The sequence below is a fragment of the uncultured Serinicoccus sp. genome (genome assembly GCF_947487915.1).
Taxonomy (GTDB): Bacteria; Actinomycetota; Actinomycetes; order Actinomycetales; family Dermatophilaceae; genus Ornithinicoccus.
The window spans coordinates 35607-48163 of record NZ_CANKYH010000003.1 but is presented as its reverse complement, the minus strand read 5'-3'; the positions used below and the strand labels follow the sequence as shown (position 1 = coordinate 48163).

Here is a 12557-nt window from a genome sequence, read left to right as displayed (position 1 = left end):
CGTGGTGCACGCACGCGGCTACAGGTCTCGTCGCATCACCAGCCGCGGGAGCCGGCTCGCGGTCGCCTCCGTCCGGCCGATCACCGCGAAGCCGACCTTCTCGAACATCGCCCGGGTCCCGACGAACGCCATGGTCGTGTCCATCCGCCCCGACGGGTCGACCGGGTATGCCTCTACGGCCGGGGCGCCGTGAGCTGCGGCATACCCGACAGCACCCTCGAGCAGCCGGGACGTGTGACCTCGCTTGCGATGCCCACCGCGCACGACGACGCAGACGATGCTCCACACGGGGACGTCGTCGACCGGGCGCAGCTTGCGGGAGTGCACGAGGGCCGGGATGTCGGCACGCGGGCCGAGGTTGCACCACGCGACGGGCGTGCCGTCGGCGTAGGCCACCACCCCTGGCGGCAGGTCACGCTCGCACAGCGCGCGCATCGCCTGCTTGCGGTCACCACCGCCGAGCTCGCGGACGTCCGCCGAGCGGAGCCGGTGCGGGACGCACCAGCAGTGCGTCGCGCGCCGGTTCGGGTTGACGACGTCGGCGAAGTCCTCGAACCGGTCCGGGGTCACGGGGTGCACCTCGAACGTCATCCGGCCAGTCTGGCACCGGCGGCGGACGGATACCGTCCGCGTGGCACCCATAGGGTCAGAAGGCGGCGTCGGGCAGGTCCATGACCGCGGCGACGTGGTCGGCGTCGGCGGAGGTGACGGTGCGGCGGTCGGCGCCCAGCCGCGGGAGCACCTCGGTCGCGAAGAACCGCGCGGCGACGACCTTGCCCTGCAGGTAGGCCCGCGCGTCCTCGTCGGCGGCCCGCAGCCCGCTCACGCCGGTCGCGCCCGAGTCCAGCAGCCGCTGGGCGACCTCGGCCTGGCGCAGCAGCAGCCAGCCGATGAGCAGGTCACCGGCCGCCAGGAGCAGCCGGGTGGTCCCCAGGCCGACGGCATAGACCGCGCTGGGCCGCTCCTGCGACTCGGCGGCCCGCGCCGTCATGAACTGCACCATCGCGTCGACCTCGCCGAGCGCCCGCAGCACCGCGCCGCGCACCTCGCCGAGCCCGTCGTCCGCCTGCGTCTCGGCGGTCTCCCGGACCTGGGCCGCGACATACCCCAGCGCCTGCCCGCGGTCGCGGAGGATCTTGCGGAAGAAGAAGTCCATGCCCTGGATCGCCGTGGTGCCCTCGTAGAGGCTGTCGATCTTGCTGTCGCGCAGGTACTGCTCGATCGGGTAGTCCTGCAGGAAGCCGGACCCGCCGAGGGTCTGCAGCGACTCCGTGCCGAGCAGGGTGAACGCGCGCTCGGAGCCGCAGCCCTTGACCAGGGGCAGCAGCAGGTCGTTGACCCGGGCGGCCATCGCGACCTCCTCGGCACCCTCCAGCGCGTCGTCGCCGGCGAGGTCCTGCCGGGCGTGCACCTGGTCCTGGAAGGTCGCCGTCCACAGCATGAGCGCGCGCAGCCCCTCGGCGTAGGACTTCTGCAGCAGCAGCGAGCGCCGCACGTCCGGGTGCGCGGTGATCGGCACCCGCGGAGCGGTCTTGTCGGCCATCTGGGTGAGGTCGGCGCCCTGCACCCGCTCGCGGGCATACCCCAGCGCCGCCTGGTAGCCGGCCGACAGCGTGGCGATCGCCTTGGTCCCGACGAGCATCCGGGCGTACTCGATGACGCGGAACATCTGGGCGATCCCGTCGTGCACCTCGCCGAGGAGCCAGCCGACGGCCGGGCGCGCCTCGTCCTCGCCCAGCGCCACCTCGCAGGTCGTCGACACCTTGAGGCCCATCTTGTGCTCGATCGCGGTGACCTGGACGCCGTTGCGCTCGCCGAGCTCGCCGGTCTCGAGGTCGGTGATGTGCCGGTCGGGCACGACGAAGAGCGACAGGCCCTTGGTGCCGGGGCCGGCGCCCTCGGGGCGGGCGAGCACGAAGTGGAGGACGTTGTCGTAGAACGGCGCGATCCCGCTGGTGATGAAGCGCTTGGTGCCGGTGAGGTGCCAGGTGCCGTCACCCGCCTTGACCGCCTTCGTCCGCCCGGCGCCGACGTCCGAGCCGGCCTCCGGCTCGGTGAGCATCATCGTGGCGCCCCACGCGTGGTCGACCATGAGCTGGGCGAGCTGCTGCTGCTCCGGGGTGCCCAGGCGGTGGAGGACGTTGGCGAAGGTGTAGCCGGCCGCGAACATCTTCACCGCCGGGTTGGCGCCGAGGACCAGCTCGGACAGCGCCCAGGTGAGGCTCGGGGGGGCGGGGGTGCCGCCGAGGCCCTCCTCGATCTCCAGCCGCCACCACTCGTTCTCCACCCAGGTCCGGTATGACGCCACGAAGCTCTCCGGCATGCTCACCTCCCCGGTGGCCGGGTCGAGGACCGGCGGGGTGCGGTCGGACTCGGTGAAGGAGGCGGCCAGGGGACCCTCGGCGAGGTCGGCGACCGCGCGCAGCGCCTCGCGGGCCACCTCGACGTCGACCTCGGCGTAGGGCTCCCGTCCCAGCACCTCCTGGCGGCCCAGCACGTCGAGCAGCATGAACTCGATGTCGCGGATGTTGCTGCGGTAGTGGCCCACGGTGGCCTCCTGAAGTATGCGGTACCGGCGGTACTTGGATCTTGGGTCCAGTGTATACCGGCGGGTAACCCGCGGCCCCTCCCCGACGGGACCAGCCGGCTCGGTCAGCGCAGCGCGCGCAGCTGCTCGGCGACGGCGCGTGCGACGCAGGCGGCCGTGTCGTTCCAGGAGGCGGCGGCGCCGTAGGTCGCGGACAGGTCGACGACCCGCAGCCCGGACAGCCGGGTGGCCGGGGCGTCCTCGCGCACGACGCCGGCGACCACGACGACCGGGATGCCGTAGGGCTCGGCCGCGTCGACGACCCCGCCGACGACCTTGCCGTTGAACGACTCGGCGTCCAGCGCCCCCTCGCCGGTGACGATCGCGTCGGCGCGGCCCACGGCCTCCTCCAGGCCCACCTGGTCGGCCACCAGCCGCAGCCCCGGCACGAGCGCGCCGCCGAGGACGAGCACCCCGCCACCCAGCCCACCGGCGGCCCCCGCCCCGGCGGTCTGCGACACGTCGACGCCGAAGCGCTCGACGTAGTCCCCCTGCTGGGCGAAGAGCCGACCGGTGAGCTCGACGACCTGCCCGGCGTCCGCACCCTTCTGCGGGCCGAAGACCTGCGCGGCGTCGACGAAGGGCGTCTGCACGTCGCACGCCGCGAGCAGCTCCACGCCCCGGTCGGCCGGGCGGTCGCCGTCCAGCGCGGCGAGGACCGCCTCGACGGCCCCGCGACCGCCGTCGCTCATGGCCGAGCCGCCCAGCCCCACGACGACCCGCCGGGCTCCGGCGAGCACGGCCTGCGCGATGAGCTCCCCGGTGCCGGCGCTGGTGGCGCCCATCGGGTCGTTGCCCTCCTTGCCCCCCGCGAGGACCAGCCCGCTCGCCGCCGCCGACTCGATGAGCGCGAGGCCGTCGTCGCCGAGCCGCCAGCGCGCCTCGACCGGGGCGCCGAGCGGACCGGTGACGGTGGAGGTGCGGTTGGCGCCGCCGAAGGCGTCGAGCATGCCCTCGCCGCCGTCGGCCATCGGCATCCCGATGACGTCCCACCCCGCCTCCCGCGCCCCGGCCCGGGCGGCCTGCACGACCTCCGGCGCGGACAGCGACCCCCGGAACTTGTCCGGTGCGACGAGGGCGACCGGGCGGGCGGGGCTGGCGTCGTTGCTCACGGCACGAGACTAGACGAGCCGCGGTGGCGCGTCCGCGCACGCATACCCGATGATGGGGCGCATGAGGACGTCGACGACAACCCGCTCCCTGGTCGCCGCCGTGGCCGCGACCGCCCTGCTGGCCGGCTGCAACGCCGGGGCGGGCACCAGCGGCTCCCCGGACGGCGGGTCCGAGGACGGCTCCGGGAGCGCGGACGAGGGTGGCGACGGCGACGCGGGGCAGACCGGTGGCACCGCCTCCGGCGGCTCCGACGAGACCGTGCGGGTGGGGCTGGTCGCCGAGCCCGCGAGCCTGGACTTCACCACGACCGACGGCGCCGCGATCCCGCAGCTGCTGCTGGACAACGTCTACGAGACGCTGGTCACCGTCGACGTCGAGACCGGCGAGATCGTGCCCGCGCTGGCGACCGACTGGGAGGTCAGCGAGGACCGGCTGACCTACACCTTCACCCTGGAGGAGGGGGTCACCTTCTCCGACGGCAGCGAGTTCACCGCCGAGGACGCTGCCTTCTCCCTCGAGCGGGTCTCCTCCGACGCCTGGACGATCAGCCTCAAGTCCCAGCTGGACGTGGTGGAGTCGGCCGAGGCGGTGGACGACACCACGCTCGAGGTCACCCTGTCGCGGCCGTCCAACTCCTTCCTCTACGCGCTCACCACCCGGGTGGGCGCGATGTTCGACACCGAGGGCGTCGACAACCTCGCCGAGGAGGCGGTCGGCACCGGCCCCTACACCTTCGGCACCTGGGACCGCGGCTCGCAGATCACCCTGGAGCGCAACCCGGACTACCACGGCGAGGCGCCCTACTTCGCGACCGTCGAGATGCGCTACTTCCAGGACGCCAACGCGCTCAACAACGCCATGCTCACCGACGCCATCGACGTCGTCTCGACCGTGCAGGCGCCGGAGTCGCTGGCCGAGTTCGAGGGCGGAGACTTCCAGATCGTCGAGGGCACCACCAACGGCGAGGTCGTCCTGTCGATGAACCAGCAGGAGGGCAACCCGCTCGCCGACCCGGCGCTGCGTGAGGCGGTCCGGCACGCCATCGACCACCAGGCGCTCCTGGACACCTGCTGGGCCGGCCGCGGCGAGCTCATCGGCTCGATGGTCCCGCCGACCGACCCGTGGTACGAGGACCGCACCGGCGACTTCCCCTTCGACGCCGCGCGCGCCGAGGAGCTCATCGCCGAGGCCGGCGCGGAGGGCACCGAGCTGCGTCTGCGCATACCCACGCTGCCGTATGCCGTGTCCTGCGGCACCGTCGTGGAGTCCATGCTCGAGGACGTCGGGCTGGAGGTGACCATCGACGAGCTGGAGTTCCCCGCGGCCTGGCTGGAGACGGTCTTCACCACCAAGGACTTCGACATGTCGATCGTGGCGCACGTCGAGCCGCGCGACATGGCCAACGTCTTCGGCAGCCCGGACTACTACACGACCTACGGCACCGAGCAGGTCCAGACGCTCTTCGAGGAGGCGGACACCGGGACCGAGGAGGAGCAGGTCACGAAGCTCCAGGAGGCGGCCGCGCTCATCAGCGAGGACGCCGCCGCGGACTTCCTCTTCCTGCTGCCCAACCTCATGGTCGCCGACCCGGACATCACCGGACTGCCGACCAACGCCATCAAGGAGTCCTTCGACCTGGGCGACCTCGCCCGGGAGTGACTCCCAGCCGGTTCGTCAACCGACAGCCGGTTCGTCAACCGACAGCCGGTTCGAGGGAGCTGTCAGATGACGAGAGGGCTGTCAGATGACGAGCCGGACGACGGATGAGCGCTCGGTCGCGGCTGGGGCGACCTAGAGTGCTCGCATGGTCCTGCGACTGCTGCACCGCGCGATGGTCTTCGTGCTCAGCGTGCTCGCGGCCTCGGTGCTGGTCTTCGCCTTCATGCGGGTCCTACCGGGCGACCCGGCCCGGGTGGCGCTGGGCATCAACGCCTCGGACGCCTCGGTGGCGGCGCTGCGCGAGCAGTTCGGGCTGGACCGGCCGGTGGTGGTGCAGTACCTCGACTGGATGCGCGGCATGCTCACCCTCGACCCGGGCATCGAGTTCATCTCCAAGGCGGCCATCGGCCCCCAGATCGCCGACCGGCTGCAGGTCACGCTCATCCTCGTGACCACGTCGATGATCCTCGCGGTGCTCGTCGCGGTCCCCGTCGGCATCTGGATGGCCGTGCGGCACCGGCACGTCGACGGCGTCGTGATGTCGGCGGCCTCGCAGGTCGGCGTCGCGATCCCGGCCTTCCTCGCGGGCATCGTCCTCATCTCGGTCTTCGCGGTGCGGCTGCGCTGGGTGCCCAGCGGGGGCTGGGCGGTGCCGGCGCAGGACCCGGTCGGCTTCCTGCAGCGGCTCGTGCTGCCCTCGATCGCGCTCGCCGGGGTGCAGGCCGCGGTGCTCGCGAGGTATGTCCGTTCGGCCGTCCTCGACGTGCTCCGCGAGGACTACCTGCGCACGGCCCGCGCCAAGGGGCTGCGCCCCGTGCAGGCGCTGTGGCGGCACGGGCTGCGCAACGCGGCCGTGCCGGTCGTCACGGTCCTCGGGCTGCAGCTCGCGACCCTGCTCGTCGGTGCCGTGGTGATCGAGCGGGTGTTCGTCATCCCCGGCCTGGGGTCGTTGCTGCTCGACTCGGTCGCCCAGCGCGAGATCCTCACGGTGCAGACGGTGGTCATGGTGCTCGTCGTCGCGACGCTGCTCATCACCTTCCTCGTCGACGCGCTCTACCTCCTCATCGACCCGCGGCTGCGGACGGGGTCACGGTGAGCGAGGTCCAGGGGGCGGCGGCGGACGCGGTGACGGACTCGGGACAGGTGCCGGCGGGCGGCTCCCGCGGGCGCCACCTCAACCCCTCGCTGGTCGTCGGCGGCGCGATCGTCGCCGTCGTGGTCGGGCTCGCGCTCCTGTCCTACGTCTGGACGCCCTACCAGCCCATGCGGGTCCTGCCGGTCGAGCCCTACCAGACGCCGAACGCCGAGCACTGGCTCGGGACCGACCGGCTGCGGCGCGACGTCCTCACCCAGATCCTCGTCGGCGCGCGCACGACCCTCTTCGTCGGTGTCGTCGCCGTCGGTGTCGCGGCGCTGGTCGGCGTGCCGCTGGGGATCCTCGCGGCGATGTCGCCGGGCTGGCCGGGGCAGCTGGTCATGCGCGCCAACGACGTGCTGCTGGCCTTCCCGGCGCTGCTGCTCGCGATCATGTTCGCCGCGCTCTACGGCGGCTCGACGCGGGTCGCGATGATCGCCATCGGCATCGCCACCATCCCGGCGTTCGCGCGGATCACCCGCTCGGGGGCGCTCGGGGTGATGCGGACGGAGTATGTCGTGGCCGCCCGGTCCGCGGGCCGCTCGCCGCTGGGGATCGCGGTGCGCCACGTCGTGCCCAACGTCGCGGGGCTGGTCATCGTGCAGGCGTCGGTGTCCTTCGCCATCGCGATCCTCGCCGAGGCGGCGCTCGCCTACCTGGGGCTGGGGACGCCCACCGGGCAGGCCAGCTGGGGCCGCATGCTCTACGAGGCGCAGACCACCCTGCGCTCCGCGCCCCACCTGGCCCTCATCCCCGGGGCCGCCATCGCGCTGTCGGTGCTCGGCTTCAACCTCTTCGGCGACGGGCTGCGCGACTGGCTGGACCCCAGGCTGGAGGACCGGTGAGCGGGGCCGGCGACCGCACCGTGCTGGCGGTGGAGGGCCTCGACGTGGGGACGGGGCATACCCCGCTGCTGCGCGACGTGACGTTCTCGATCGCCCGCGGCGAGCGCGTCGGGCTCATCGGGGAGTCCGGGTCGGGCAAGTCCCTGACCGCGCTGGCGGTCATGGGGCTGCTGGGCGAGGGGCTGCACGCGCGCGGCGACGTCCGGCTCTCCGGGCGGACCCCGGCGACCCGCAACCTGCTCGAGGTGGGCGAGCGGGAGATGGCGCGGCTGCGCGGCGACGCGGTGACCATGGTCTTCCAGGAGCCGATGACGGCGCTCAACCCGACCATGCGGGTGGGCGCGCAGGTCACCGAGGTCATGCGGATCCACGGCACCCGCGACACGGCCGGGGCGCGGGCGCGGGCGGTCGAGCTCCTCGACCAGGTCGGGCTGCCGGACCCGGCCCACCTGGCCCGGTCCTACCCGCACGAGCTCTCCGGCGGGCAGCGGCAACGCGTGGTGCTCGCGATCGCGCTGGCCAACGACCCGGCGCTGCTCATCTGCGACGAGCCCACGACCGCCCTCGACGTCACCGTGCAGGCGACCGTGCTCGACCTCGTGGTGCGCGGCGTGCAGGAGCGCGACGCGGCGATGCTCTTCATCACCCACGACCTGGCCGTCGTCGCGACCGTCTGCGAGCGGGTGCTGGTGATGTACGGCGGGCGCATCGTCGAGGCCGGGCCGGTCGGCGAGGTCTTCGCCGACCCGCGCCACCGGTATACCCAGGGCCTCATCGGCGCCTCCGACCTCGCCGGGGAGCGGGGCCGCCGGCAGCGGGCGGCGCTGCCGACCATCCAGGGCACCGTGCCGCCGGCCGGCCGCTTCCCGGACGGCTGCGTCTTCCGGAGCCGGTGCGCGCACGCCACGGACGAGTGCGCGACGCTCCCGGGGTGGACGCCGCGGCGCGAGGGGGACGGGCCGGGGCAGGGGTCTGCGCCGGGTGAGGTCGGGCGTGCTGCCGGGTACGCCTGCTTCCACCCCGCGGGGGGTGCCGCATGACCGGGCCGACCCCCCGGCACCGCCCCCCGCACCGCCCTCCCACCGGGCGTCGCACATGGTTGCCTCCCTCCCCACCGGGCGTCGCACATGGTTGCCTCCCTCCGCACCGGGCGTCGCACATGGTTGCCTCCCACCCCACCGGGCGTCGCACATGGTTGCCTCCCACCCCACCGAGCCTCGCGAGGGGTGAGTTGTCGTGACTGAGACTCCAGCCATCGAGCTGCGGGAGGTATGCCGTGACTTCCGGCGCCCCCGCACGTCCCTGCGGGAGGCGCCGCCAGTGGTGCGGGCCGTGCGGGACGTGTCGCTGTCGGTCGGGCGGGGCGAGCGCTTCGGGGTCGTCGGGGAGTCCGGGTCGGGGAAGTCGACGCTCCTCCGGCTCATCTGCGGGCTGGACCGACCCACCTCGGGCGAGGTGCTCGTGGAGGGTCGCTCGATCGGCGACCAGCCGGCCCGGCGCCTGGTCTGGCTGCGCCAGAGGCTGCAGCTGGTCTTCCAGGACCCGATGAGCAGCCTGGACCCCCGCATGCGGGTGCACGACATCATCGCCGAGCCGCTGGTCTCCCAGGGCATCGGCGGCGACCACGCGGCCCGGGTCGGCGAGCTGCTGGGACGGGTCGGGCTGGACCCGGAGGCGGCCCGGCGCTACCCGCACCAGTTCTCCGGGGGGCAGCGGCAGCGGATCTCGGTCGCCCGGGCGCTGGCACCCGACCCGGACATCCTCGTCATGGACGAGCCGGTCTCCGCGCTGGACGTGTCGGTGCGGGCGCAGGTCCTCAACCTCGTCGACGAGATCGTCGACGGGCTCGACCTCACGCTGGTCTTCGTCAGCCACGACCTGTCCGTGGTGCGGCACGTCTGCGACCGGGTCGCAGTCATGAGCAGCGGGGAGGTCGTCGAGACCGGGGAGACCGAGCGGCTCTTCGCCGAGCCGGGGCACGACTACACCCGCTCGCTCGTCGCGGCCATCCCCGACCTGCGCGCCGCGCTCGCCGGCCGCAGCGCCGAGGACCTCGCGCGCGGGGTGGGCCCGGCCTCCTGAGGGGTCGGAGGCCCGACCGCGGTCGGCTGCCTGCACCCTCCATCGGCCGGTAGGGCAAGGACGGACGCCCCGTGCCGACCGCACCCCCGGGTGGGCCCGTCCGGCGGGTCCGTGCCCCTCTGTCGGACGCCCCGGCTAGTGTCAGCAGCGCTGGACCACACTCGACGCAGAGAGGGGGAGCGGCGTGCTGATCGGCATACCACGCGAGCCCCGGGAGGCTCAGGCGATCGTCGCCGCCACGCCCGCCACGGTGACGGCGCTGCGCAAGCGCGGTCACGAGGTGCTCGTCGAGCGCGGCGCGGGGGAGCGGGCGAGCTGCCCCGACGTGGCCTACGCCGAGGCCGGGGCCGGGCCCGCCGACCGCGCGGAGGTGCTCGCGGCCGACCTCGTCCTGCAGGTGGACGCCCCCACGACCGAGCAGCTGGACGCGATGCGCCCCGGTGGCGCCGTCGCCTCGCTCATGGCCCCGGCCCGCGCGCCGGAGCTGCTCGAGGCGCTGGCCGCCCACGGGGTCACCGGGCTCGCGATGGACGCCGTGCCCCGGATCTCCCGAGCGCAGAGCCTCGACGTCCTGAGCTCCATGGCCAACCTCGCGGGCTACCGCGCGGTCATCGAGGCCGCGCACGACTACGGCGGGATGCTCGCCGGTCAGGTCACCGCCGCCGGCACCACGCCGCCGGCGACGGTCTTCGTCGTCGGGGCCGGGGTCGCCGGGTTGGCAGCGATCGGCGCCGCGCAGTCGCTCGGCGCGCTGGTGCGCGCCTTCGACGTGCGCCCCGAGGTCGCCGAGCAGGTCGAGTCGATGGGCGCCACCTTCGTCAGCCTCGAGGTCGAGGTGGGCGGGGGGCGCTCCGACGGGTATGCCGGTGAGCTCACCGAGGACGCCGAGCGGGCCACCCAGGAGCTCTACGCCCAGGAGGCGATGACGGCCGACATCGTCATCACGACGGCGCTCATCCCCGGCCGGCCGGCCCCGCGGCTCATCGACGCCGGTACGGTCGCGGCCATGCGGCCCGGCTCGGTCGTCGTCGACCTGGCCGCCGCCAACGGCGGCAACGTCGAGGGCACGGTCGCCGACGAGCGGGTCGTCACCGACGGGGGCGTGACGCTCCTCGGCTGGACCGACCTGGCCGGACGGATGCCCGCGCAGGCGAGCCAGCTCTACGGCACCAACATGGTCAACCTCGTGACGCTGCTGGACGACGAGGGCCACCTCGGGCTCGACCTCGACGACCAGGTGGTCCGGGCCGTCACCGTCGCCCACGCGGGAGAGGTGCTCTGGCCACCACCGCCGATCGCGGTGAGCGCCGCCCCGACCCCAGACCGGGGCGAGGCAGCCGCAGCGCCGGCCGCGCGGCATACCGCGGACGACCTCGTGCGGGACCCGCGGCGTCGGCGGGCGGTCGTGCTCACCCTGGCGGTGCTCGCGGCGGTGGGTGCCGCCTTCGCGCCCGACGAGCTGCGGATGCACCTCACCGTGTTCGCGCTCGCCGTCATCGCGGGCTACTACGTCATCTCGCACGTCACGCATGCCCTGCACACCCCGCTCATGTCCGTGACCAACGCCATCAGCGGCATCATCTGCGTCGGGGCGATCCTGCAGGTCGGCAGCAGCAACACCTGGGTCACCGCCCTCGCGCTGGTCGGCATCACCGTCGCCTCGATCAACATCTTCGGCGGCTTCACGGTGACCCACCGCATGCTCGGGATGTTCCGGAGGGCGGAGTCGTGACGCTGACCTCGGCGGTCGACGCCGCCTACCTCGTCGCCGCGCTGCTCTTCCTCGGAGCGCTCGCCGGGCTGTCGCGGCACGAGTCCGCCCGCCGGGGCAACCTGCTCGGTATCACCGGGATGGCCCTCGCGCTGGTCGCGACCGTCGTCCTGGCGGTCAGCACGGCCGAGCGGGACGCACTAACGACGCTGCTGCTCATCGCGGTGGCCATGTCGGTGGGGGCGGCCGTCGGCATCTGGCGGGCCCGGGGCGTGGCCATGACCGGGATGCCCGAGCTGGTCGCGATCCTGCACAGCTTCGTCGGCGTCGCGGCCGTGATCGTCGGCATCAACACCTTTCTCGGCGAGGGCCAGACCGGGGCGGCCGGCGTCAGCCAGCGGATCGAGATCGCTGCCGGCGTCCTCATCGGCGCGGTGACCTTCACCGGCTCGTTGATCGCCTGGGCCAAGCTGTCCGCGCGGATGAGGAGCGCGCCGCTCGTGCTGCCGCGCCGCCACCTGCTCAACCTCGTCGTGGTGCTGACCAGCCTGGCGGTGTCGGTGTGGTTCGTCGTCGCGCCCAGCCTGCCGCCGCTGCTCGTGCTCACGCTGCTCGCGCTGGCCCTGGGGGCGCATCTCGTCGCCTCGATCGGCGGGGGCGACATGCCGGTCGTCGTCTCGATGCTCAACTCCTACAGCGGGTGGGCCGCCGCGGCGGCCGGGTTCATGCTCGGCAACGACCTGCTCATCATCACCGGTGCGCTCGTCGGCAGCTCCGGCGCGATCCTGTCCTGGATCATGTGCCAGGCCATGAACCGCTCCTTCGTCTCGGTCATCGCCGGCGGTTTCGGGGCCGACCCGGTCCCCGGCACCGGCGACGACGACGAGGTCGGCACCCACCGTGAGGTCGGGGCCGAGGGGGTGGCGGAGATGCTGCGGCAGGCACGGTCGGTCGTCATCACCCCGGGCTACGGCATGGCGGTCGCGCACGCCCAGCACCCAGTCGCCCGCCTGGTGGAGCGGCTGGGCGAGCTGGGTGCGGACGTGCGCTTCGGCATCCACCCCGTGGCGGGGCGGCTGCCGGGCCACATGAACGTCCTGCTGGCCGAGGCTCGGGTGCCCTACGACGTCGTCCTCGGGATGGACGAGATCAACGGCGACCTCGCCTCCACCGACGTCGTGCTCGTCATCGGCGCCAACGACACCGTCAACCCGGCCGCCATCGAGCAGCCGGGCAGCCCGATCGCCGGCATGCCCGTGCTGCAGGTGTGGGAGGCGCGGGATGTCGTGGTGTTCAAGCGCTCGATGGCGACCGGCTACGCCGGGGTCCAGAACCCGTTGTTCTTCCGGGACAACACCCAGATGATCTTCGGCGACGCCAAGGCCAAGGTCGAGGAGATCCTGGCCGCGCTGAGCCCGTGACAGG

General features: G+C 73.5%; 10 protein-coding genes. 7 read left to right on the top strand and 3 right to left on the bottom strand.

Annotation, left to right across the window (positions count from 1 at the left end; genetic code table 11):
* Window positions 1-18: 18 nt before the first annotated feature.
* The 3 genes from Q0795_RS03925 to Q0795_RS03915 form a co-directional block, all read right to left on the bottom strand.
* On the bottom strand, window positions 19-591 hold the full coding sequence (locus tag Q0795_RS03925) for a GNAT family N-acetyltransferase (protein WP_298886753.1): 573 nt from the start codon (window positions 589-591) through the stop codon (window positions 19-21).
* A 55-nt stretch (window positions 592-646) separates the two neighbouring features.
* The gene (locus Q0795_RS03920; RefSeq protein WP_298886750.1) at window positions 647-2548 is read right to left on the bottom strand and encodes an acyl-CoA dehydrogenase; all 1902 of its coding nucleotides are present in this window, start codon (window positions 2546-2548) and stop codon (window positions 647-649) included.
* Between the two features lie 104 nt (window positions 2549-2652).
* Window positions 2653-3699: a glycerate kinase gene (locus tag Q0795_RS03915; RefSeq protein ID WP_298886747.1), complete on the bottom strand. Its 1047-nt coding sequence runs from the start codon at window positions 3697-3699 to the stop codon at window positions 2653-2655.
* Between the two features lie 61 nt (window positions 3700-3760).
* Here Q0795_RS03915 and Q0795_RS03910 point away from each other — a divergent pair, with 61 nt between their 5' ends.
* The 7 genes from Q0795_RS03910 to pntB all read left to right on the top strand — a co-directional run bounded on the left by Q0795_RS03910 (window position 3761) and on the right by pntB (window position 12553).
* Entirely contained in the window at window positions 3761-5359 is a 1599-nt protein-coding gene (locus tag Q0795_RS03910) for an ABC transporter substrate-binding protein (protein WP_298886744.1), read from the top strand.
* A gap of 145 nt (window positions 5360-5504) precedes the next feature.
* Entirely contained in the window at window positions 5505-6455 is a 951-nt protein-coding gene (locus tag Q0795_RS03905; RefSeq protein ID WP_298886741.1) for an ABC transporter permease, read from the top strand.
* Window positions 6452-7339 carry an ABC transporter permease gene (locus Q0795_RS03900; RefSeq protein ID WP_298886738.1) on the top strand — a complete coding sequence of 296 codons (888 nt, stop codon included), beginning with the start codon at window positions 6452-6454 and terminating at the stop codon, window positions 7337-7339. The genes Q0795_RS03905 and Q0795_RS03900 overlap by 4 nt, the downstream gene beginning before the upstream one ends.
* Entirely contained in the window at window positions 7336-8379 is a 1044-nt protein-coding gene (locus tag Q0795_RS03895; RefSeq protein ID WP_298886735.1) for an ABC transporter ATP-binding protein, read from the top strand. The genes Q0795_RS03900 and Q0795_RS03895 overlap by 4 nt, the downstream gene beginning before the upstream one ends.
* Before the next feature lie 196 nt (window positions 8380-8575).
* Entirely contained in the window at window positions 8576-9421 is an 846-nt protein-coding gene (locus tag Q0795_RS03890; protein ID WP_298886729.1) for an ATP-binding cassette domain-containing protein, read from the top strand.
* Window positions 9422-9605: 184 nt separating this feature from the next.
* The gene (locus tag Q0795_RS03885) at window positions 9606-11153 is read left to right on the top strand and encodes a Re/Si-specific NAD(P)(+) transhydrogenase subunit alpha (protein WP_298886726.1); all 1548 of its coding nucleotides are present in this window, start codon (window positions 9606-9608) and stop codon (window positions 11151-11153) included.
* Window positions 11150-12553, top strand: a complete 1404-nt coding sequence (gene pntB / locus Q0795_RS03880; RefSeq protein WP_298886725.1) for a Re/Si-specific NAD(P)(+) transhydrogenase subunit beta — start codon at window positions 11150-11152, stop codon at window positions 12551-12553. Before Q0795_RS03885 ends, pntB begins: the two co-directional genes overlap by 4 nt.
* The last annotated feature ends 4 nt before the right edge of the window (window positions 12554-12557 follow it).

Excerpts from the sequence above, each read along its gene's own strand:
- Q0795_RS03925 (WP_298886753.1), bottom strand. The coding sequence starts at position 591 with ATGACGTTCGAGGTGCACCCCGTGACCCCGGACCGGTTCGAGGACTTC.
- Q0795_RS03910 (WP_298886744.1), top strand. The coding sequence starts at position 3,761 with ATGAGGACGTCGACGACAACCCGCTCCCTGGTCGCCGCCGTGGCCGCG.
- Q0795_RS03905 (WP_298886741.1), top strand. The coding sequence starts at position 5,505 with ATGGTCCTGCGACTGCTGCACCGCGCGATGGTCTTCGTGCTCAGCGTG.